Origin of the sequence: Bifidobacterium pluvialisilvae (assembly GCF_019331695.1) — a bacterium.
GTDB classification, from domain to species: Bacteria; Actinomycetota; Actinomycetes; order Actinomycetales; family Bifidobacteriaceae; genus Galliscardovia; species Galliscardovia pluvialisilvae.
This window is the reverse complement of sequence record NZ_JAHBBI010000007.1, coordinates 108,227-130,397: the sequence shown is the minus strand read 5'-3', so window position 1 is coordinate 130,397 and position 22,171 is coordinate 108,227. Positions and strand designations below refer to the sequence as shown.

General features: G+C 64.8%; 15 protein-coding genes. 4 read left to right on the top strand and 11 right to left on the bottom strand.

Going from position 1 to position 22,171, the window contains the following annotated elements; translation table 11 throughout:
- Nucleotides 1-39: 39 nt before the first annotated feature.
- Complete coding sequence (locus KIH77_RS07115) at nucleotides 40-1,053, bottom strand: zinc-binding dehydrogenase (RefSeq protein ID WP_219100407.1); 1,014 nt, start codon at nucleotides 1,051-1,053, stop codon at nucleotides 40-42.
- A gap of 238 nt (nucleotides 1,054-1,291) precedes the next feature.
- On the opposite strand from KIH77_RS07115, the gene KIH77_RS07110 reads away from it, so the two are divergent.
- Entirely contained in the window at nucleotides 1,292-2,305 is a 1,014-nt protein-coding gene (locus KIH77_RS07110; protein WP_219100405.1) for a LacI family DNA-binding transcriptional regulator, read from the top strand.
- Nucleotides 2,306-2,449: 144 nt separating this feature from the next.
- On the opposite strand, the gene KIH77_RS07105 is transcribed toward KIH77_RS07110, so the two are convergent.
- From KIH77_RS07105 to KIH77_RS07095, 3 genes are all read right to left on the bottom strand, one after another.
- A complete protein-coding gene (locus KIH77_RS07105; RefSeq protein WP_219100403.1) occupies nucleotides 2,450-3,928 on the bottom strand; it encodes an MFS transporter in 1,479 nt (492 codons plus the stop codon).
- Nucleotides 3,929-4,273: 345 nt separating this feature from the next.
- Nucleotides 4,274-5,047: an SDR family oxidoreductase gene (locus KIH77_RS07100; RefSeq protein ID WP_219100401.1), complete on the bottom strand. Its 774-nt coding sequence runs from the start codon at nucleotides 5,045-5,047 to the stop codon at nucleotides 4,274-4,276.
- Nucleotides 5,048-5,204: 157 nt separating this feature from the next.
- Nucleotides 5,205-6,245 carry a zinc-binding dehydrogenase gene (locus tag KIH77_RS07095; RefSeq protein ID WP_219100399.1) on the bottom strand — a complete coding sequence of 347 codons (1,041 nt, stop codon included), beginning with the start codon at nucleotides 6,243-6,245 and terminating at the stop codon, nucleotides 5,205-5,207.
- Nucleotides 6,246-6,505: 260 nt separating this feature from the next.
- On the opposite strand from KIH77_RS07095, the gene KIH77_RS07090 reads away from it, so the two are divergent.
- Entirely contained in the window at nucleotides 6,506-7,519 is a 1,014-nt protein-coding gene (locus tag KIH77_RS07090) for a LacI family DNA-binding transcriptional regulator (protein ID WP_219100397.1), read from the top strand.
- Nucleotides 7,520-7,538: 19 nt separating this feature from the next.
- Here KIH77_RS07090 and KIH77_RS07085 read toward each other — a convergent pair whose 3' ends face one another.
- The 4 genes from KIH77_RS07085 to KIH77_RS07070 form a co-directional block, all read right to left on the bottom strand.
- Nucleotides 7,539-8,021 (bottom strand): S-ribosylhomocysteine lyase, encoded by a 483-nt coding sequence (locus KIH77_RS07085; RefSeq protein ID WP_236024538.1) that lies wholly within the window; start codon nucleotides 8,019-8,021, stop codon nucleotides 7,539-7,541.
- A 155-nt stretch (nucleotides 8,022-8,176) separates the two neighbouring features.
- Nucleotides 8,177-8,740 (bottom strand): GNAT family N-acetyltransferase, encoded by a 564-nt coding sequence (locus KIH77_RS07080; RefSeq protein ID WP_219100521.1) that lies wholly within the window; start codon nucleotides 8,738-8,740, stop codon nucleotides 8,177-8,179.
- A gap of 330 nt (nucleotides 8,741-9,070) precedes the next feature.
- Nucleotides 9,071-10,993: a DNA helicase RecQ gene (recQ, locus tag KIH77_RS07075; RefSeq protein ID WP_219100395.1), complete on the bottom strand. Its 1,923-nt coding sequence runs from the start codon at nucleotides 10,991-10,993 to the stop codon at nucleotides 9,071-9,073.
- Between the two features lie 152 nt (nucleotides 10,994-11,145).
- Nucleotides 11,146-11,910, bottom strand: a complete 765-nt coding sequence (locus KIH77_RS07070; protein ID WP_219100393.1) for a TetR/AcrR family transcriptional regulator — start codon at nucleotides 11,908-11,910, stop codon at nucleotides 11,146-11,148.
- Nucleotides 11,911-12,089: 179 nt separating this feature from the next.
- Here KIH77_RS07070 and KIH77_RS07065 point away from each other — a divergent pair, with 179 nt between their 5' ends.
- Both KIH77_RS07065 and KIH77_RS07060 read left to right on the top strand, forming a co-directional pair.
- Nucleotides 12,090-14,708: a YhgE/Pip domain-containing protein gene (locus KIH77_RS07065; RefSeq protein WP_219100391.1), complete on the top strand. Its 2,619-nt coding sequence runs from the start codon at nucleotides 12,090-12,092 to the stop codon at nucleotides 14,706-14,708.
- 4 nt (nucleotides 14,709-14,712) lie between these two features.
- Nucleotides 14,713-16,953: a YhgE/Pip domain-containing protein gene (locus KIH77_RS07060; protein WP_163200103.1), complete on the top strand. Its 2,241-nt coding sequence runs from the start codon at nucleotides 14,713-14,715 to the stop codon at nucleotides 16,951-16,953.
- A gap of 181 nt (nucleotides 16,954-17,134) precedes the next feature.
- On the opposite strand, the gene KIH77_RS07055 is transcribed toward KIH77_RS07060, so the two are convergent.
- The 3 genes from KIH77_RS07055 to KIH77_RS07045 form a co-directional block, all read right to left on the bottom strand.
- Nucleotides 17,135-18,304, bottom strand: coding sequence for a cystathionine gamma-synthase (locus KIH77_RS07055; RefSeq protein ID WP_163200104.1), 1,170 nt, complete (start codon nucleotides 18,302-18,304; stop codon nucleotides 17,135-17,137).
- 334 nt (nucleotides 18,305-18,638) lie between these two features.
- Entirely contained in the window at nucleotides 18,639-19,667 is a 1,029-nt protein-coding gene (locus KIH77_RS07050; RefSeq protein WP_219100389.1) for a pyridoxal-phosphate dependent enzyme, read from the bottom strand.
- Nucleotides 19,668-20,545: 878 nt separating this feature from the next.
- Complete coding sequence (locus KIH77_RS07045) at nucleotides 20,546-22,081, bottom strand: glycoside-pentoside-hexuronide (GPH):cation symporter (protein ID WP_219100387.1); 1,536 nt, start codon at nucleotides 22,079-22,081, stop codon at nucleotides 20,546-20,548.
- Nucleotides 22,082-22,171: the final 90 nt, after the last annotated feature.

Here is a 22,171-nt window from a genome sequence, read left to right as displayed (position 1 = left end):
GGGTCTTTCAACGCCGAGGGGCCCCGGCATCCATGGGAATCAGAATTCGACGAGCACCTTGGAGGACTGGGAGGGGTCCCCGGCCACGGCGAACGCGTCGGCGACCCTGTCGACCGGGTAGACCTGCGTGATGACCTCACGGAGCGCCGGGGTGCCGGCCAGCAGTTCGAGCGCCTGGTCGATCTCGTCGTTGAAGCGGAAACTTCCGATGTAGGTGATTTCCTTGCCGTTGATGGCGGAGAGGTTCAGCGGCACGTCGCGGTCGAGCAGCATGCCGACCTGCACGATGACGGCGCCGGGTGCGGCGGCCTTGAACGAGGCGCTGATGGCGGGCGCGGCGCCGGAGCATTCGAACACCATGTCGTAGGTGTTGGCGGGCAGCGACTCCGTGGAGACGTTGAAGACGCCCTGCGCGCCGACCTTCTTCGCGACGGCCAGCGGCTCGTCGAGGATGTCGGAGACGTCCACCCGGGCGGCGCCGAGCGAGACGAGCGCGCCGGCGGCGAGCAGGCCGATGGGGCCGGCGCCGGAGACGAGGATCTTCCTGCCGCGCACGTCGCCGGCGAGGTTGATGGCGTGCAGGCCCACGCTGAGCGGCTCGGCCAGCGCCGCCATCTCCAGCGACAGGCCCTCGGGGAGCACGCGGAGCTGGTCGGGGCGGACGACCATCTTCTCGGTCATGCCGCCATGGGTGTGGGGGAAGTACTGCGCGGAGCCGAAGTAGGAGCCGTTCGGCCAGATCTCGGGCTTGTCCTCGATGCCGGGGAGCTTGTCGCCGAAGGTCGCGGGGTGGATGGCGACCGGGGTGCCGGCGGGGACGGCCTTGCCGTCGATCTCGACGTCCTCGTCGAGCACGGCGCTGATCTCGTGGCCGGGGGTGAGCGGTTCGCGGATGACCGACAGGCCGCAGGAGCCGTCGGCCAGGTAATGCAGGTCGGACCCGCAGATGCCGATGAACTTCGGCCGGATGACCACGTGCCCGTCGTCGGCGACAGGCTCGGGGGCCTCGACGATCTCCAGCCGGCCCTTGCCGGGAATCTTGACTACCTTCACAGCATCCTCCTTGATTGCATGTGTTGTGCTGTTAGATGTAACGATACACTAACTTTTTATAACCAATGTATTTTCGGCTTGATTTCAATGTTTTATCGGCGTGTTGATATTACTTTATCGTTTCATCTTCATAGTGTTAGCGGACACATATGGACCGGCGTCGGGACCGTCTTGGCCGGCGACGGCGGTAGAATGCCCTTCATCCCGATGTCCCCCAGCCCACACAGGATCGAGCAGCATGGCCAGACGCAAAACCATAACCATCAAAGAGGTCGCACGCGTGGCGGGGGTGTCCGTCACCACCGTGTCCAACTACCTCAATGGGCAGATGGCGCGCATGAGCCCGGAGACCCGAGGCAGGGTGAAGAAGGTCATCGAGGACCTCCACTACCAGCCGTCGTCCACGGCGCAGAGCATGCGGTCCAACTCCACGAAGATCATCGGCGTCATCGTCGGCGACATCTCCAACATCTTCTCGTCCATGCTGTTCGGCGGCATCCAGAAGGTCATCAAACCAAAGAACTACAGCCTGATGCTGCTGAGCACCGACAACGACCCGGACGACGAGAACCTGTGCATCGGCAAGCTCATCCGGCAGAACGTCGACGGGCTGATCATCCAGCCCACGCAGGACGATCCGGAGGCCTTCTACCCCATCGTCACGGCGCATACGCCGCTGGTCATCGTCGACGGCATCGTCAAGGCCACGCCGAAGAACGCCGCGCACGTGACCTCGGACAACACGGAATCCAGCAAGGCCATGTGCCGGGAGCTGCACGAACGAGGATACCGGCGCATCGTCACCGTCAGCGAATCCACCGCGCCGACCTCGTCGCAGCTGCCGCGCCTCGAGGCGGTCAGGCACTGCGCCGCCAGACTGGGGATGGAGCACGTCATGCTCGACATGCGCGGCCACGACGACGTATGGCTCGCGGGCCGGCTGCGCGCGATCATGACGCCGCCCGACGGACCCCGCACCGCCGTGTTCCCGCTGATGGGGCCGCTGCTGTTCCGTACGCTCACCGCGCTGCAGGCCGCCGAACTGCGATTCCCGCAGGATCTCGGGCTCGTCAGCTTCGACGACTGGAATTGGGGGCGGTTCGTGGCCGACGGCGTGGACCTGCTGCAGCGCGACATCGACGAGATCGGACGGCTGGCCGGCGAAAGCCTCCTGCAGATCATCGAGCACGGGCGTCCCGAACAGACGGAGATCAGCGTGCCGACCAGGCGAATCGCCGGGCATTCGCTGTGATGCCGCGGTTCGTATGGGCACCGCCATGCGGACCATGCACGGTTCCGGCAGACCGCGCAAATACGCCGATGCCGGCTCGAGCCCTCTTGGGGAGGGAACGAGCCGGCATCGTGCAATCAAGGGATTTCAGGGGTAGGTCTTATATCACATCGCATCCTCTCGGACGGTGAGGTCGCGGCCGGCGACCTCCGTCATGACAACGCTGGCGCCGAAGGTGACGGCGGTGTAGAAGAACATCAGCACGGCGAGGGCGACCCACGAGTTGAACACGGCGACCAGGGCGGCGGCGACCAGCGGGCCGAAGCCGGCGGTGATGAGGTTCGGGATCTCCTTCGAGAGGGCCAGCTGCTCGTAGCGGTGGGCGGAGCCGAAGCATTCCGCCATTGTCAGGTTCTCCAGGGAGGCAAGGGCCAACACGGAGAGGTTGTGCAGCACGATGTAGCCGATGAAGAACATGAGCGTCGGGTTGGAGAAGTGCGCCACCATGCCGGTGGAGGTCTGCTCCATCACCGTGTCGGTGCCGCGGTTGTTGAGCATCATGAGGAAGCACGGCACGATGAGGAAGAAGTCGATTACGGTGACGACGGTGTACATGCGCTTGCGTCCGAAGATGTCGCCGAGCCAGCCGATGATCGGCACGGTCAGGAAGCCGACGAGCGACGAGTACACCACGATGTTCGACGCCACGGACTTGGAGACGAGCAGGTTGGCGGTGAGGAAGGTGATGAGGTAGGTCTGCACCATGCCGGAGTTGCCGGACTGGCCGAAGCGCAGGGCGGAGGCGACGAGGAACGCCTTCCAGGAGCGCTTGGTCTTCGCGAGCTCGGCGATGGCCTCCTTGCGGGCCTCGGCGGCGGCCTCCTTCTTGGCCTTCTCGGCCTCGCGGTCGAGCGGCTTGTCGTACTCCTCGATGATCTCGTCCACGGAGGCCTCGAACACCGGGGTCTCCTTGAGGTGGATTCGGATGAACACGGCCACGGCCATCACGATGACGGAGCCCAGGAACGGGATGCGCCAGCCCCAGCCGATCACGGCGTCGTTGCCGAGCCACGCGAGCAGCACGGCCCACACCGCTCCGGCGAACAGGGTGCCGGAATTGGTGCCGAGGGCGGTCAGCGAGGCGATGATGCCGCGCTGCTTGGTGGGCGCGTATTCGGCGAGCAGCACCGACGAGCCGGCGATCTCGGCGCCGGCGCCGAAGCCCTGCACCAGTCGCAGAATCACCAACAGGGCCGGGGCGAGCAGGCCCACCTGGTCGTAGGTCGGCAGCGCGCCGATCAGCGTGGTCGCCACACCCATGATGGCGATGGTGATGAACAGCACCTTCGCACGGCCGATGCGGTCGCCGAGGCGGCCGAAGTACCATGCGCCGATCGGGCGGGCGATGTAGCCCACGCCGTACACGGCCATGGCCGACATGATGGCCACGGCCTGCGAGCCATGGCCGAAGAAGATGTCCTTGAACACGAGCGCGGCGGCCAGCGAGTAGAGCTGGAAGTCCATGAACTCGAGCGCGGTGCCCAGCCAGCCGGAGACGGCCGCCTTGACCAGATCGCCCATCGTACGCTTGGCCAGCGAGGGCTCACCGCCACCGTTGGCGGTAGTGGAAACATCAGAAGACATAGGAAACTTCACCTTTCATGCAAGGATTCTCTCTTGATCGCACGGGGAGGAGGCCCTCCCCTTCCCCGGAAGGCGTACGAGTCGCGATACGCACGCGGTGGCACGCGTTCCGGCAGGTCCACGCAAGTAAGGGAAAGGGAAACAAGCGCGGCACCCGTGTTGTTCGCCGTCGCGTCGTCATCGCCGCGGACGGTGGACGGGAGAGCGGCCGAAACCGCAGGCCCTCTCCCGATTCCCCGCATCGGACGCCATGCGCCCGATGCAAGACTGCTGTCATCCGGCCTCCGCCGGATCCCGGGCCGCCATGGCCCCGGACCTCGCGCGGGCCGGACCGATCGGCTCCGGCTAGCGCAGCAGGTAGCCGCCGTCGACCGGCAGCATCACGCCGGTGACGTAGTCGGACGCCTCGCTGGCGAGGAACACCATCGGGCCCATGAGCTGCTCAGGCACGCCCCACTCGCCGGAGGGGATGTGCTCGCGGATCTCCGGTCCGCGGACCGGGTCCTGCTGCAGGGAGCGGGTCATGTCGGTGATGATGTAGCCGGGGGCCAGGCCGTTGACCTGGATGTTGTACGGGGCGAGCGCGTCGGCGTAGGCGCGGGTGAGACCGAGGACGCCGTGCTTGCTGGCCGCGTACGGGAAGATGCGCTTGCCGGCGCGGTAGGACTGCATGGAGCCGATGTTGATGATCTTGCCGTGCTTCTGCTTGGCCATCACCTTGGCGGCGGCGTGCGAGAGCATGTACAGGCCGTTGAGGTTCACGTCGATGACCTTGTACCAGTCCTCGTCCTTGAAGTCGAGCACGTCGTTGCGGATCTGGATGCCGGCGTTGTTCACGAGGATGTCGAGGTGGCCGAACTTCTCGATGACGGCATCGACGATGGCGTCGGCGGCGCCGGGCTTGGTGATGTCCTGCTTGATGAAGCCGATCTGGCGGCCGTTGGCCTCGACGATCTCGCGGATCTCGTCCCAGCCTTCCTCGTTCTCGGCGGCGACGAAGATGTCGGCCCCGTACATGGACAGGGCGATGGAGTAGTTGCGGCCGAGGCCACGGGCGCCGCCGGTGATGAGGGCGACCTTGCCGTCGAGGTTGTAGCTGTTGCGATCGAACTTGGGCATGTTTGCTCCTTTGGATATGCCCCACCGTCCCCCATGCGGTCCACTGTGACCGGCATGGGCGGCGGATGGATATGGATGGCGGGATGGTCGAATAGATGGTGATGGTCGGGGGAAGGGGCCGGGGAAGGCGCTTGTGGCGCCCATCCCCGGCGGGACGTCACATGGCGATGAGCACCTTGGCGGACTTGGACGCGTCGGCCGCGGTGGCGAACGCCTCGCGGTAGTCGTCGACGGGGAAGACCTGCGTGATGACCTCCTCGAGGTTCGGGTTCTTCGCCAGCACCTCGACGGCGTCGCGGATCTCCTGGAAGAAGCGGAAGCTGCCGATGTAGGTGATCTCCTTGCCGTTGATGGCGGAGATGTTGAGGCTGGCGTCGCGGTTGACCATCATGCCGACCTGGATGATGGTGGCGCCGGGGGCGGCGGCCTTGAAGGACGCGCTGATGGCGGGGGCCGCGCCGGAGCATTCGAGGATGAGGTCGTACTCGTTGTCGGGCAGGGTCTCCTGGGCCACGTTGAAGGTCTTGGTGGCGCCGAGCTTCTTCGCCACGGAGAGCGGGTGGTCGAGCACGTCGGAGACGGCGACGCTGGCCGCGCCCTCGGTGAGCGCCGCGCCCGCGGCCAGCAGGCCGATGGGGCCGGCGCCGGAGACGAGCACCTTCTTGCCGCGCACGCCGCCGGCGAGGTTGATGGCGTGCAGGCCCACGCCCAGCGGCTCGGCCAGGGCGGCGGCCTTGAGCGAGACGCCTTCGGGCAGGACGATGAGCTGGTCGGGGCGCACCGCCATCTTCTCGGTCATGCCGCCCTGCTCGTGCGGCAGGTACTGGGCGGATCCGAGGTAGCGGCCGTTCGGCCAGATCTCGGGCTTGTCCTCGATGCCGGGCTGCTTCTCGCCCCAGGTGGAGGGGTGGAGGGCGACCGGAGTGCCGGCGGGGATGACCTTGCCGTCGACCTCGACGTCCTCGTCGGTCACGGCGCTGATCTCATGGCCGGGGACGATGGGCTCACGGACGACCGACATGCCGACCTGGCCGTCGGCCAGGTAATGCAGGTCGGAGCCGCAGATGCCGATGAACTGCGGACGGACGATCACCTTGCCGTCCTGATGCTCGGGTTCGGGGCGTTCAGCCAGGTCGATCAGTCCCTTGCCGCTGATAAGTACCGACTTCACTTCAACATCCTCCTTGATGTCTGCCACTGTGGTTTTCCGACGCCGTGTTTTCCACGCTGCGTCGGGGTCCAAGGTATATCGTTTCCCTTGTTGGGATAACGTTACACCCAAAACGATTATAATGTCAATATACATTGAAATTCGAGGCGTGTCACAGGGTTATACCCATGATGTTAACGTTTTCCTAAAAACTTTATAACGACACGTTTGCAAAACATTTCCCGCAGAAACGGGCGAACCGTAGAATGAGCTCAGACCCCATCCGCCACGACCGACATACGAAAGCCATGAACAGCCGAAAGACCATCACCATCAAGGAAGTCGCCAAAGTGGCGGGAGTCTCCGTCACGACCGTGTCACGCTATCTCAACGGCAATCTCGGCAAGATGAGCGTCGCCACGCAGCAGAAGATCCAGCAGGTGATCCGGGACCTCAACTACCGGCCGTCCGCCGCGGCGAAAAGCATGCGGTCGGACAGCACGCACATCATCGGCGTCATCGTCGGCGACATCTCCAACGTCTTCGCCTCCATGCTGTTCACCGGGATGTACAAGACGCTGCAGCCGCGGAACTACAGCGTGATGCTCCTCAACGCCGACAACGACGCCGACGCGGAGCGCGAATGCGTGGAGAAACTGCTCCAGCAGAACGTCGACGGACTGATCATCCAGCCCAGCCGCGGCAACTTCGAGGACTACTACCCCATCGTCAACGCGCACACGCCGCTCGCGTTCGTGGACCGGTACGTGGACGCGACGCCGTCGTCGGTGATCCACGTGACCTCGGACAACTACGAGGCCAGCCGTCGCATGTGCGAGGAGCTGGCCGGCAAGGGGTACCGCCATATCGTCGTCGTGAGCACCACGACCGTGGGGACCTCGGCGCAGATTCCGCGCATCCACGCCATAACCGAGACCGCGCGGCGGCTCGGGCTGCGGCTGTCGGTCCTCGACCTCGCCGGAGGGGACGATGCATGGCTGGCCGACGCGCTCCGTGCCATCCGCACGACGAGCGGCGAGGACCGCACCGCCGTGGTCTCGCTGATGGGCCCGCTCCTGCTGCGCGTGCTGGCCGCGTCGCGCATGCTGGGCCTGGAATTCCCCCGCGACATGGGGCTGCTGAGTTTCGACGACTGGGAATGGGGCGAATACGTCGGCCAGGGCATCGACCTCATCCTGCAGGACCCGGAGACCATCGGCCGCAGGGCCGGGGAGGCGCTGCTCGCCATGATTCGCAAGCAGCCGCCGGACGACAACGAAATCGTCGTGCCCACGAAACGAATCCCCGGCCGTTCGCTGTGATTACGGGCGGTTACGCCGCTCAGACGAGCTTGCGTTCGAACGGGTCGGAGCTGATGCCCTTGGCGAGGATGTCCTTGCACCATTCCTTCGCCGTGAACAGGCTGTGGTCGCGGTAGTTGCCGCAGCTTTCGATGGTGGTGGCGGGGACGTCATCCCACGTGGCCTTGTAGGCGATGAACTCCAGCGACTCCTTGAGCGCCTTGGCCACGTCCTCGGTGGAGTGCTCGCCCCACGTGAGCAGGTGGAAGCCGGTGCGGCAGCCGAACGGCGAGCAGTCGATATAGCCGGGGATGCGCTCGCGCAGCAGCACGGCGATGGTGTGCTCGATGGTGTGCAGGCCGCCCGTGGGGATGGCGTTCTCGTTCGGCTGCACCAGACGCAGGTCGTAGTTGGAGATCACGTCGCCGTTGGGGCCGGTCTCCGTGTCGATGTAGCGCACGTACGGCGCCTTGACCTTGGTGTGATCCAACTGGAAGCTTTCGACGACCGGCTTGTCTGCCATGATGTCCTCCTTGAAAGACGGAAACGACGGAATGCACCGTTGGTGCATATGACCGCTATCTACTGTCGTCGCAAAACCGGCAATCGTCAACCGCATGGCCACGGTTGGGTTATAGATGTCGTCTATTGCCGGCCGTGACGGCCGTCATCCATCGCCTATCGCCGGTCATTACGCTGATAGGCGAGACGCTCGGCGTCGCCCTCGCGCGCGACGAGCTCGATGACGCCGCAGCGCATGAAACCGCAGGATTCCAGCACATGCTGCATGGCATGGTTGTTGCGGTGCGTGTCCATGCGCACATTGCCGTAGCGCGCCACCGCCCAGTTCAGGCAGTCGCGGCCGGCGTGGGGGCCGAGACCCGACGCGGCCACGCGATGCACGGCCATGTAGTCGTCATCATCCAGCCATGCGCCGTCGATTTCGGCATACGACGGGTCGGGGCCGGGGCAGAGCACGAACACGGCGAGAATCCGCTCCACGCCGGGGTCGCCATCAGCGGTCGTTCCCGCATGGTCGACGAGCAGCCGTGCGCGGCCTTCGGCGATGTCGGCGCGGACGGTGGATTCCAGCGGGAACCGGTCCGACCATTGCGTGGGGTTGCCGTTCGCCGCCATGAGGCGGCGCGCACGGGCGTACATCGCCTGGATGGCGTCGAAATCGTCGGCCGTCGCCACGCGGACGGTGCGGGTGGCGGGTGAGGTGGGGTCGGATGCCACGATGATCCTTTCGTTTGGGTTGATGGATGCGGAGGCGCCTCCGCCCCCCCCCTCTGGAGGGGAGCCATGGCATGGCGCCTGCCAGCCCCCTGTCATCCTGAGCGGAGCTCCCTGCCGTCATCCTGAGCGGAGGACGTTTGGCCTCCCTGCCGTCATCCTGAGCGGAGGACGGAGTCCGGAGTCGAAGGATCTCACCCCCATCCGCTCCAGGATCCTTCGACTCCGCCGCAAGCGGCTCCGCTCAGGATGACAGGGGTGCGTCAGCGGCTCCGCTCAGGATGACAAGGGTGCGTCAGCGGCTCCGCCCAGGATGACAAGGGCCGTCGGCGCGACCTAGGCGAGGAAGTCTCGGATGACGGGGAGGAAGCGCTCGCCGTAGAGTTCGAGCTTGTGCTGGCCGACGCCGTTGACCTCGAGGAACGTCTCATCGTCGGTCGGCTTGAGCTCGCACATGCTGCGCAGCGACTTGTCGGAGAACACGATGTACGGCGGCTTGCCGATCTCGCGCGCGATCTCGGTGCGCAGGTCCCGCAGCCGTTCGAAGAGTTCGGCGTCGGTGCCGGAGAGCTCGTCGGGCACGGCCCGCGCCTTGCGGGACGTCCCGAGGGCGCCGAACGCCGAGCCTTCTCCATAGCCGCCCGACGACGCCGCGGCCGGCCGTTCGACCTGTTTGATGACCATATGGAAGTCCTGACGCACGGTCTCCCCCGCCCGCGGCCCGAACGTGACGGTCTGGTATTTGCCGTCCTCCACGCGCAGGTACCCGTCGGAGGTCATCTGCGCGATGACGTCGCGGATGCGCGCGGCGGGAACGTCACGAAGCTTGCCGTAGGTGTACGCCGTGTCGAGATGCCGCCAGTCGTGCATCTCCTGGGCATCGGAGCCGCGCAGTATCTGCGTCAGCTTGCCGGCGCCGAGGTTCCTCGGCCGGCCGTTCCCGTCGGGGCCGAGCAGCACCTGCACGTCGTGCACGCACCGGCTGACGGCGACGGCGATGTCCGTCACGTCGATGGTCTCGAATTCGCTGTCGCAGTTGGAGCAGCCGGAGCAGGGGACGTCGTCGGTCTCGCCGAAGTACGCGGTGATGTATTTATGCAGGCATTCCGTGGTGCGGCAGTAGCCGACCATGGCGTCGAGCAGTACGCGCCGCCGGTTGCGGTTGACGTCGGCCTCCTCGGGGCTGAGCCGTTCGTTGTCGTTCTCCATGTCGATGAAGCGGCGTCGGGTGTTGATGTCGCCATCGCTCCACAGCAGGGTGCACCGGGCGGGTTCGCCGTCTCGTCCGGCGCGGCCGGCCTCCTGGTAGTAGGCCTCGATGCTGTCGGGCATGTTGTGGTGGATGACGTAGCGCACGTTGGATTTGTCGATGCCCATGCCGAACGCGTTGGTGGCGACGACGACGCGCACCTCGTCGTTGACGAAGTCGCGTTGGGCCTGATGCCGCTGTTCGGGCGGCAGTCCCGCGTGGTAGCAGGCTGCGGCGATGCCGTGGTCGTTCAGGTCGTCGGCGAGCCGTTCGGTCTCCTTGCGCGTGGCGCAGTAGATGATGCCGGATTCGTCGGGGCGCGCGGTCACGTACCGTTCTATCCACTGGCGTTTGGCGGTGGGTGTGGCCTTGATGACGTCGAAGTACAGATTCGTGCGATCGAAGCCGGTGACGCTGACCTGTGGATCGTGCAGGCCGACGAGGTTCACGATGTCGTGGCGCACGCGTTCGGTGGCGGTGGCGGTGAACGCGGCGACGACGGGACGGTATGGCAGGTTCGCGATGAAGTCGCCGATGCCGAGGTAGGCGGGGCGGAAGTCCTGCCCCCATTGGGAGACGCAGTGGGCCTCGTCGATGGCGAGCAGGGCGATGCGGTTGCGTGCGGCGAAATCGGTGAACTGCCGTGTGCCGAGCCGTTCGGGGGCCACGTAGACGGCGTCGCATCGCCCGGAGGCGGCTTCGGCGAGCGCGGCGGACTGTTCGTCGGGGCTTTGCGTGGAGTTGACGTAGACGGCGTGGATGCCGTTGTCCTCGAGGCCGGCGACCTGGTCGGCCATCAACGACACCAATGGCGAGACGACGACGGTGAGTCCGTCGACCAGTACGGCGGGTATCTGGTAGCAGATGGATTTGCCGGCGCCAGTGGGCATGACGCCGAGCGCGTCGCGCCCCTGCAGGATCGCCGCGATGAGCGGCTCCTGCCCGGGTCGGAACCCGTCGTAGCCGAAGTAGTGTTTGAGGGCCGCCCGCGCATCGTTCATGTCTGCCATAGTGCCGAGTCTATGGTGCGGCGACGAAAACCGGGACCTGTTGTACGCGGATTTCACCGCCGGCCCCGGTTGTACGCGGATTTCACCGTAATCAGCCCCTGTTCCTCGGCGTGTTGCGGTGAGATCGGCGGACGAACGCGACGTGCGGTCGGCTACCGTACGGCGAGCCGCATGTTGGCGCGCAGCGAGTCGATGCCGGCGGCCTTGGTGGTGGAGCTGATGATCGCCGCCATGAATTCGATGGATTCCTTGCGGCCGTTCCTGAACCAGTCGCGGATCACGTTCATGATGCCGCCGAGGATGTAGTCGAACTGGTAGTCGCGGATCATACGCGCACGTTCGTCGTCCACGCCGGGCGTGGGACCGTCGTCGCCGTTCCCGTCGCCGGCGTCGGACAGCGCCGCCGAGACGGGGTCGAGTATGTCGTTGCAGATGTCGCGGATACTGTCGGCGAGATCGTTGAACAGCGTATTGCCGAACGACGAGACGAGCACGGAGAACATGCCGTCATGCTCGTCGATGTAGGTGAGCGTGGCGGTGACGAACGGCAGGTACTCCCCGGCGAGCAGTTCCTTCGCATGGTGTTCGATGACGCCGCGGAAATCCTCCACCGCGTCGTTCTCGATCCGGCCGAGGAGTTCCTGCACGTTGTCGTAGTGCGCGTAGAAGGTCACGCGGTTCACGTCGGCCCGGTCGGCCAGTTCGGTCACGGTGATGGATTCGACCGGTTTGGTGCGCATGAGTTCGATGAGGGCGTCCGCAAGCCGGGCGCGCGTCCGCCGTACACGGCGGTCGGCGCGCGGCTTTGCCGCCCCCCGCGTCGTTCCATCCCGCCGTGCGCCATTCCGCACCGTATTGTCCCGCATCACGTTGGCCAGCGTCACGTCGTCCTGCGCCGCGTGGTCCCGCGTCGTCATCGACATCATCCCTCCTTGCCGTATCGGAATATCCATATCGCGATGTCCCCATCGGAAAAACCTCCCGACAAGAATACGTCATATCAATTTTCCATAACATTTGATTATTAAACTACAGTTGTAGTATAACTTATATTCGTAGTCAAAAAACGTCGTCTTCGCAATTCGCCGAGGTCAGCATGAAACACGTATTCCAAGTATTCGCGCGCGACATCCGCCGCATACTCGCCGTGCCCATGGCCATGGTCACGGTGCTGGGCATCTGCACGATCCCCGCGCTGTACTCCTGGTTCAACGTCGCCGCGTTCTGGAACCCCTACGACAACACCGGATCGCTGCGCGTGGCCGTCGTCAACGAGGACAAAGGCGCGCACAATGCCACCGTCGGCTCGTTGAACATCGGCGACCAAGTCGAGGATTCGCTGGCCGACAACCACCAGCTCGGCTGGACGCCCATGGACCGCGATCAGGCCCTCGACGAGGTGCTCAGCGGGAAAAGCTACGCGGCCATCATCATCCCCAAGGACTTCTCCGCCGACCTCATGACCATCACCACCGGCGACTTCCACCAGCCGAAAATCGACTACTACGTCAACGAGAAGAACAGCCCGATCACGCCGCGCATCACCGACACCGGCGCCGGCACGCTCGAACGGCAGATCAACAGCCAGTTCGTCTCCACCGTAAGCCGCGTGGCCGTCGACGCCATGACCAAGGCCGTCGACACGACCTCGCAGCACGCCGACGCCGCCCACCGGGAGGCGTCGAACGGCGTGACCAAGGCGCTCGACGGCATCGACGAGGCCGACGCCAAACTCGACCAGCTCATCGACGCCGTGGACGAAGGCTCGGCCAAGACCACCGAGGCACGGCGATCACTCGCCGCCATCGACGCCAAGGCCACGAAGGCGCAGAACACGCTGAACTCGGGCATCGCATCGCTGAACGACGCGCAGAACGGGCTGACGTCACTGAGCTCCGGTCTGGCGGTGAAGTCGGCGAGCGCCTCGCAGACCCTCTCCCAAGGCTCACAGACCGCGAACGCGTTCATCGGCAAAAGCTCCGGCGCCGTGCTCGGCGCCAAGGAACGCACCGATGCGGCATTGGACTCCGCGCAGGACGCACTGGACGCCAACACCGCCATCATCGCCTCGCTGAAGGATTCCGAATTCGCCGGGACCGACGCCGGCAAAACGCTCATCGAGGAACTGGAGCAACGCAACGAGAAGGGCCAGCAGGCCGTGGACGCCATGCGCACCGCCGGCACGAACGCCGGCGACAGCGCCACCGCGATCTCCGGCGCTGCCGACACCATCGACGCGGCCAACCAGAACACCATCGCCACGATGCAACACACCCAGTCGGCGCTCGGCGACAACGCGACCACCGGGCTCAACAGCGCGCTCGGCTCGTTCTCGTCAAGCGCGACCACGCTTTCGGGCACGCTGGCGAAGGTCGGACCGGCCGTGGACGAGGCCGACACGGCGCTCGACCAGCTTGACGCCACGCTCGACAGGACGGCGACGGCGCTCAAGGGATCGAAGCGGTCGCTGGCCGAGACCCGGACCACGCTGAACGACATCGGCTCCGACATGAACGCCGCGTCCAGCGCCGGAGCATTGGACAGGCTCCGCTCGTCGCTCGGCGCCTCGCCCGACGAGGTGGCCGGATTCGTGGCCTCCCCCACCGCGTTGCGGACACGGACCGTGTATCCGCTGAACTCCTACGGTTCGGCCGTGGCCCCGCTGTTCACCAATCTGGCGCTGTGGATCGGCGCGTTCACGCTGGCGATGATGTGCCGCCTCGAGGTGGACGACGACGGCATCGACGGCCTGACCCCGAACCAGAAGTATCTGGGCCGATGGCTGCTGTTCGCCGTATTGGCCTGCCTGCAGGCGGTCATCGTGACCACCGGCAATCTCATCATCGGCGTGCAGACGGCGAACGTGCCGGCGATGTATCTCACGACGATGTTCATCGGCGTGGTGTACGTCTCCATCATCTACGCGCTGTGCATCTCCTTCGCCCATGTGGGCCGCGGCCTGACCGTGCTGCTGACCGTGCTGCAGGTGCCCGGGTCGTCGGGCATGTATCCGATCGAGATGATGCCGCGGGAGTTCCAGCGCATCTATCCGTTCCTGCCGATCACGCACGGCAACAACGCGCTGCGCGAGACGATTGGCGGGTTCTACGGCGACCACTACCGTGGCTACCTGCTGATTTTGGCGCTGTTCGCGGCCGTGGCGTTCGTGGTCGGCATGACGCTGAGGCCGTATCTCAACAACCTCAACACGATGGTGTCGCGGCAGTTCGCCGCCACGGGCCTGCTGGCGGCGGAGAAGCCCATAGCCATCAGGAACCGCTACCGGCTGGACCAGGTACTGCGCGCACTGAGCGACTCCACGGAGTTCCATGCGGGCATCATGCGGCGGGCCGCATTGTTCGACCGATGGTATCCGCGGCTCAAACGCGGCGCGCTCGCCGCGGGCATCATCCTGCCGATAGGGCTGATGGCGTTCTCGCTGACCACCGGCGAGAAGATAGGCATCCTGATGGCCTGGGTCATCTGGATCGTGGCCATCATCACGTTCCTCATCGGCATCGAATTCATCTACGACGGCATCCAACGACAGATTCGATTGGGGAACATGGACGGCGATGAGCTGCGCAACGTCTACCGCGAACAGCGTCTGCACAAGAAACCGTTGAATCCGCTGAGCATATTGGACGCCGGCGAGCGCGGAGGCAGGACGCCGAAGCATTCGGCGGCTGCCGGTACAGCACGAAAGGAGGCGTGACGCCATGACTGCACGAAAGACACCGGTCATGACGGCGATCACGACGACGATCGCACGGAAGTTCAGGAACGTCGGCCGCATCGTCGCAGGCGACGTGCGGCGGATCACGTCGAACGTCACGGCCGTGACCCTGGTCATCGGCCTGGTGGCCATGCCATCGCTGTTCGCGTGGTTCAATGTGGCGGCCAATTGGGATCCGTTCGGCAGCACGGGCGAGCTCAAGGTCGCCGTGGCGAACAACGATGCCGGCTACCGCAGCGACCTCGTGCCGGTGAAGGTGAACGTGGGCGAGAACGTCGTCTCGGCGCTGCGCGCCAACGACCAGCTCGACTGGGTGTTCACCGATGAGCGGGACGCCGTCGACGGCACCGAATCCGGCGAATACTATGCCGCCGTGGTGATTCCCAAAACGTTCAGCCGTGACATGATGACGCTGTTCTCCGCCGACACCCGGCAGGCGAAGATCGCCTACTACACGAACGAGAAGAAGAACCCGCTCGCCCCGAAGGTGACCGGACAGGGCGCCGACGCGGTCACGGCGCAGGTGAACGACACGTTCAACACGACCATCTCCAGTGCGGGCCTGACCATCGCCTCACAGCTCGCGGAGTCCCTGGACAGCGATTCGGCGCAGACGCTCATCGGCAATCTCAACGCGAACATCGACCGTACCTCCAAGCAATTCGACCTCGCCGCCGACAACCTCGACCAGTACGGCGACGTGCTGGATTCGGCGCAGACGCTGGTCGCCACTTCGGCGGGGCTTGTGGGCAAGGCGGGCGGCAGCGCGGCGGACGCGCGCAAGGCCACCGACCAGGCGAAGCAGGGTGTGGCCACGGTCGCCGCCACCCTGGATTCCTCGGCCGATACGGTCGGCGATGCGCTCGACGCCAGCGCGAACAGCTATCAGGCCGCCGAGGCGAGCCTCGACAAGGTGTTCGACGCCGTGGGCACGCAGGGCGCCGACTCGGCCAAGCAGCTGCGCGCCGTGGCCACGAAGATCGGCGACCAGGTCACCGCATATCAGGACCTTCGCGGCAAGCTCGCGGCGCTGACCCCGACCACCGACGAGGGCACGCGGCTGCAGCAGTCGCTGCTCGGCGATATGGACGAGGCGATCGCCAAGCAGACCGCCGTGCGCGATTCGCTGAACTCCGCGGCCGACGGCATCGACAAAGGGCTGACCGACGGCGACCGGAAGCGGGAGGAGGCCAAGACCAAGGCCGAGGAGGCACGCAAGACCATGGCGCAGGTGAGCGACGACTTCGACAAGGGGCTCAAGACGAAGCTCGCCGCCATGTCGTCGGCCGCGTCGGACGCGTACACGGAGACGGTCGAGGCGACCTCACGGCTGGAGACCATGTCGTCGGAGCTTTCCGGATCGGCGGATTCCATCGCCGCGAGCATGGCCGGCGCGCATACCGACATCGCCGCCACGGCGAAATCCCTGCGCGCCTCGGCGAACAGGCTCAGCGACCTGCACGGCAAAATCGCCAAGGCGCTGAACAGCGGCGACCTGAAGACCGTGCGCAAGATACTGGGCGACGACCCCGAGGCCCTGGCCACGTCGCTGGTCTCGCCGGTCGGGCTCAACCGCAACGCGGTCTACAAGGCCGACAACTTCGGTTCGTCCATGGCGCCGATGTATACGACGCTGGGACTGTGGATGGGCGCGCTGCTGCTGTCGCTGGCCATACTCGTGCAGGTGTCGGGAGAGCGCAAGGCCGCGCTGGAACGGCCGACGCCCGGTGAGATGTTCCTCGGCCGCTTCGGCATCTATGCGATTCTGGCGCTGCTGCAGAGCACGGTCATGTGTCTGGGCGAGCTCGTGTATCTGCGCGTGCAGTGCGACGATCCGTGGCTGTTCATGCTGGGAGGCTGGGCGACGTCGCTGACGTTCGCATTCATCGTCTACACGATGGCGGCCGCGTTCGGCGCGCCCGGCAAGGCGTTGTGCGTGCTCGTCATGGTGATGCAGATCACCGGCGCCGGCGGCTCGTTCCCGGTCGCGGTGCTGCCGGACTTCTTCCAGGCGGTGCATCCGTTCCTGCCGGCCACGCACGCCATCGACATGTTCCGCGCCGCCGTCTTCGGTGTCTACCGGAACGACTACTGGATTGCCATGGGCCGTCTGGCGGTGTTCATACTGCCGATGCTGCTGCTTGGTCTGGTGCTGCGCCGCCCGCTCATGCGGCTCACCGCCAAATCGGAGGCCAATCTGCGGCGCACCAAGGTGCTGGGATAGCGGCTGGGATAGCGGGCTCCCCGTTCACTCTTTTCCAAACCCCGCGAAGAGCGAACGGATCGTTGTTCGCAAAACGCCAAAGCGCACATGCTCAACCTGCAAAACGGCTGAGCATGTGCGCTTTTGGACACCTGCGGATTCACTCTTTCCCATCCCCTGAAAAGAGTGAATCCACAAGACCTTACTTCGCGCGTTCGAGGGCCTGGTCGAGGTCGGCGATCAGGTCGTCGACGTTCTCGATGCCCACGGAGAGGCGGATGAGGTTGTCGGGCACCTGCAGCGTGGTGCCGGCCACGGAGGCGTGGGTCATGGCGGCCGGGTGCTCGATGAGCGATTCCACGCCGCCGAGCGATTCGGCCAGCGTGAAGATCTCGGTGGATTCGGCGAACTTCAGCGCCGCGTCACGACCGCCGGCGAGCTGCACGGAGACCACGCCGCCGAAGCCGCCGTGCATCTGACGGACGGCGATGTCGTGGCCCGGATGCGATTCGAGGCCCGGGTACAGCACCTTCTCCACCTCGGGCAGGCCGGCGAGGTGCTCGGCCACGGCGAGCGCGTTGGCGCTGTGGCGCTTCACGCGCAGCTCGAGGGTCTTGAGGCCTCGGGTCTGCAGCCAGGAGTCGAACGGGGCGGGCACGGCGCCGGCGGAGTTCTGCAGGAAGGCCACGGCGTCGCGCGTCTCCTCGTCGTTGGTGACGATGGCGCCGCCGACCACGTCGGAGTGGCCGCCGATGTACTTCGTGGTGGAGTAGACCACATGATCGGCGCCGAGTTCGAGCGGGTGCTGGAGCACCGGCGAGGCGAACGTGTTGTCGACGACCACCTTGGTGCCGTGCTCGTGGGCGAGCGCGGAGACGGCCTCCACGTCGGTGATGCGCAGCATCGGGTTCGACGGGGTCTCCACCCAGATGTAGGCGTAGTCGTTGGCGGCAAGCGCCTCCTTGACGGCGTCGACGTTCGAGATGTCGACCACGTCGAGGCCGACGCCCCACGGCACGAACACCTTGCTCAGCAGTCGGTAGGTGCCGCCGTACACGTCGTCGCCGAGCAGGATGCGGTCGCCGGGCTTCAGGGTGGAGCGCAGCAGCACGTCGATGGCGGCAAGGCCCGAGGAGAACGCGAGCGCGTACCTGCCGCCCTCGATGGCGGCGAGCTGGGTGTCGAACGAGTCGCGGGTCGGGTTGCCGGAACGCGTGTAGTCGTAGCCCTTACGCAGGTTGCCGACGCCGTCCTGCTTGTAGGTGGACGTCAGGTACAGCGGCGGGACGACGGCGCCGGTGGTGGCGTCGGGCTCCTGGCCGGCGTGGATGGCGCGGGTGGCGAGCTGGGTGGCGGTGAAGTCAATGGTCATGGGGATGTTTCCTTTATATCTGTAGTTGTGGTTGGTTATCTATTTTGCTGTTTACGGTTTGCGTGATGTCAGCCAGGTGTGCCGGTCGGACGATGTCCATTCCGCGACACACTCAAGGCCGTTCGGCCGCCACTCCGGTGTCTGCTTGGCGGAGCCTAGCAGACACCTTCGTTAGCTTACGATCGCGAAACGGACATCGTCCTCCCTAGGTCAGCTTCCTGGCTCCCCTCTTTGAGGGGAGCTGTCCGCGTAGCGGACTGAGGGGAGTCGGACACGTCTCAGCGGCTACATCGTTCATGGGATAACACGACGGTCATGCTCTGTTCCTTCACCGTCAGTCCTGGGAGGGAGAGGATTCGGGGATGGAGCTGGGGCGGGAGGTGCGCTTGACGACGTCCTCGAAGCCGTTGTCGATCATCCACTGGTCGTTGAAGATCTTGCCGAGGTAGCTGCGTCCCGAGTCGGGCAGCAGCACCACGACGACCGCGTCCTTGCCGAGCTTGTGCTCCTTGGCGTACTTGATTGCGGAGACGACCGCCATGCCGGAGGAACCGCCGACGAGCAGCCCCTCCTCGGCGGCGAGGCGGCGGGTCATCTCGAACGCCTCGGCGTCGTTGACCTGCACGACCTCGTCGACGACGCTCGGGTCGTATGCCTTGGGATAGAAGTCCTCGCCCACGCCTTCGATCTTGTACTGGTGGACCTCGTCGGGGCTGGAGGCCGAGTAGATGGAGCCTTCCGGGTCGGAGCCGACCACGGTCACGGCGCCGTCGGAGACCTCCTTGAGGTACTTGCCGGCGCCGGAGATGGTGCCGCCGGTGCCGATGCCGGCCACGTAGTGCGTCACCGTATGGTCAGTCTGCTCCCAGATCTCGGGACCGGTGGTGTAGTAGTGGCTCAAGGGTCCGTTGGGGTTGTCGTACTGGTTGGGCTTGAACGCGCCGGGGATCTCGCGGGCGAGACGGTCGGAGACGTCGTAGTAGGAACGCGGGTCGCCGGGGCCGGCGTCGGTGGGCGTGACGATGACTTCGGCGCCGTAGGCACGCAGCACTGCGCGCTTGTCTTCGGAGACCTTGTCGGGCAGGGTGAAGATCGCGTGGTAGCCGCGCTGCTGGGCGACGAGCGCGAGGCCGACGCCGGTGTTGCCGCTGGTCGGCTCGACGATGGTGCCGCCGGGCTTGAGCTGGCCGGATTTCTCGGCCGCGTCGATGATGCGCGCGGCTATGCGGTCCTTGGATGAGCCGCCGGGGTTCATGTATTCCACCTTGACCGCGATGGTGGCGTCGATGCCTTCGGTCACGCGGTTGAGCTTGACGAGCGGGGTATTGCCGACGAGTTCGGTGATGGAGTTGGCGATGGTCATGTCTCATATCCCTTCGAAGTGCTGGGTTCCAAGTACTGCTTGCGTTCGTTGCGTTGCGTTCGTGGCCAGCCGCCGCCCCTTCGGCGCTGGTGCAATGCGGTACTGGAATGAGACGATACCGGATGCCGGTTTCCGTTCGGTTGCGATTTCCCGTGAATCCCGTGGTGTCGTTATAGATAAATCCGCTAGCCTGTTCGAGATTGCCGAATCCGTATGGTTTTCGCCGTTTCACGGGAAACTTTCGTCAATCGGATATGACAGGACCGTGAGGATTGTCGTCTGGGATTCCAAGAGAAAGAATCGTCCTATTTCCAGTTATGCGTCACTGACCAGCGCCCGCACGATTCGCGCGACCAATGCGCGGATGCCTCGTGCCTCGGGGCGGCGGCTAGCGACAACAACAGGAAATGAACGTCATGGCTCAAACAGTAGCACACGCAATCGCGCCGGCGTGTCGAAACATCACGTTTCAACCCCGCCGGCGCGGTTCGTCCGCTGTCTTCGCCGTCTTTTGCGTGGGACTTGCACCACACATGACCGATAGTCGTCGGCACGTCGATGGACGGCGGCGCATATCGACGAAAATGCAGCGTCGTTCATGAGAATCGGATGGTTTTTCATGGACGACGGCGATTTTTCGGGAAAATACGCCGTCGTCCATAGGAAATTCATGAATCGGAAATCATCATCGTTGGAATCATGCGGTTTTCAGGGAATCGAATTCCGAATCATGATGGACGACGATGCATTTTCGTGGTTTTGCGGCGTCGTCCATCGAAAACGACGGGATTCCCGTGGACGACGACACAGTTTCGCGTTTTTACATCGTCGTCCATCAACATCGGCGGGATTCATGGACGGCGATGCGTTTTGGTGGATTATGCGGCGTCGTCCATCGGCGAGGCGTCGTCCTCCGCGATCTCGCCGCTGGCGAGCTTGGCTTCGAGTTCCTCGACGATCCGCGCATGCATCTTCTCGTCGATCTTCACGGTGAACATGAAGACGAGGAGACTGGCGACGATGAGCGCGAGCGGCGTGTAGAAGGCGAACATCTTGAAGGTGCGGATGTTGGCGGCGGTCATGTCGGCCGCGGTGGCGGTGCCGACCATGCCGGCGGCCACGGCGATGAATCCGACGATGCCGTTGGAGAACGCACCGGCGATCTTGTCGAGCATCGGGCGCACGGAGAGGGTCACGGCCTCGTTGCGGCGGCCTGTCTTGAGCTGGCCGTATTCGATGGAGTCGGTGAGCGAGAGGATGGCGGTCATCTGGATGAACGTGCTGGGGATGTAGAACAGCACGAGCGCGATGATGACCATCGTGAGGTTCTGCGCGCCGATGATGAACATGACGTAGCCGGCGATCATGAACACCATGCCCGCAAGATACAGGTAGCGACGCGGAATGTAGCGGTTGAGGACCGGGTAGAGCGGCGCGGCGACGAGTCCGGTGATGATGGGGATGACGCCGGCGATGGAGAACGCGGCCGGCTGGCCGAGCACGAATTTGAACAGGTAGAGCAGCACGCCGGTGGTGGCCACGTTGGCGATGGCGTACAGCAGGTAGCTCAGCGCCACCCACAGCAGCTGGTCGTTCCTGGCGAGTGCGGCGAACGCCTGCAGCGGGCTGCCGTTCTTCTGGGCCTTGGAACGCAGCGCGCTTTCGTTCTCCTTGGTGCCGAACGCCACGGTGAGCGCGGTGATGATGCCGAGCAGGGCCACGATGATGCCGAAGGAGGTCCAGCCGGCTTGGCTTTCGGCGTGGGAGCCGGTGAATACGTAGCTGAAGTAGGTGACGATGGGGATGACGACGACGGTGATGCCGTTGTAGCCGATGGAACCGGTGAACGAGCCGAGCGCGGTGTAGACGCTGCGCTCGTGCGAATCCTCGGAGAGGGCGGGGATCATGCCCCAGTAGGAGATGTCGCGCAGCGAGTAGAGCACGTCGAGGACCACGAACACGACGACGAACAGCACGATGAACCATGTCTCGCTCACGTTGACGAGGCCGAACAGGCCGGTGTAGACGAGGGCGAGCAGCAGCGCGGAGACGCAGCCGCCGATGACCTGCCATGGGCGGAAGCGGCCGAACCGTGTGGTGGTGTTGTCGATGAGGTTGCCGAGCAGCGGGTCGAGGAAGATCTCGGCGATGCGGATGATGACGATGAGGCCGGTGATGATGCCGATGAGTTTGGCGGCGAGCGCCTTGTCGACGCCGGCGAACATGGTGCTGGTCACGTAGACGACGAAGTAGGTGCTCAGGGCGTTGTAGAACGCGGCCTGGCCGAGGTTGCCGACCGCATAGCAGATGCGTCGGCCGATGATCCGCGCCTTGGATGGCGTCGACGTTGGTTGCGCGGACTTGGATTGTTCAGGCTTGGGTTGATTCGTTTGCGGCTGGGTTGCCTGTTCCATGATTGCTCTTTTCGTTGGATGTCATGGCGAGAACGTCATGCTGCATGATGTGGGGATTGCGCTGCTTTGAGGTCAGTCATTGACCTGACA

Excerpts from the sequence above, each read along its gene's own strand:
- recQ (WP_219100395.1), bottom strand. The coding sequence starts at position 10,993 with ATGGCAGACATGAACGATGCGCGGGCGGCCCTCAAACACTACTTCGGC.
- KIH77_RS07105 (WP_219100403.1), bottom strand. The coding sequence starts at position 3,928 with ATGTCTTCTGATGTTTCCACTACCGCCAACGGTGGCGGTGAGCCCTCG.
- KIH77_RS07070 (WP_219100393.1), bottom strand. The coding sequence starts at position 11,910 with ATGACGACGCGGGACCACGCGGCGCAGGACGACGTGACGCTGGCCAAC.
- KIH77_RS07045 (WP_219100387.1), bottom strand. The coding sequence starts at position 22,081 with ATGGAACAGGCAACCCAGCCGCAAACGAATCAACCCAAGCCTGAACAA.
- KIH77_RS07100 (WP_219100401.1), bottom strand. The coding sequence starts at position 5,047 with ATGCCCAAGTTCGATCGCAACAGCTACAACCTCGACGGCAAGGTCGCC.
- KIH77_RS07055 (WP_163200104.1), bottom strand. The coding sequence starts at position 18,304 with ATGACCATTGACTTCACCGCCACCCAGCTCGCCACCCGCGCCATCCAC.
- KIH77_RS07090 (WP_219100397.1), top strand. The coding sequence starts at position 6,506 with ATGAACAGCCGAAAGACCATCACCATCAAGGAAGTCGCCAAAGTGGCG.
- KIH77_RS07085 (WP_236024538.1), bottom strand. The coding sequence starts at position 8,021 with ATGGCAGACAAGCCGGTCGTCGAAAGCTTCCAGTTGGATCACACCAAG.
- KIH77_RS07060 (WP_163200103.1), top strand. The coding sequence starts at position 14,713 with ATGACTGCACGAAAGACACCGGTCATGACGGCGATCACGACGACGATC.
- KIH77_RS07050 (WP_219100389.1), bottom strand. The coding sequence starts at position 19,667 with ATGACCATCGCCAACTCCATCACCGAACTCGTCGGCAATACCCCGCTC.
- KIH77_RS07065 (WP_219100391.1), top strand. The coding sequence starts at position 12,090 with ATGAAACACGTATTCCAAGTATTCGCGCGCGACATCCGCCGCATACTC.
- KIH77_RS07110 (WP_219100405.1), top strand. The coding sequence starts at position 1,292 with ATGGCCAGACGCAAAACCATAACCATCAAAGAGGTCGCACGCGTGGCG.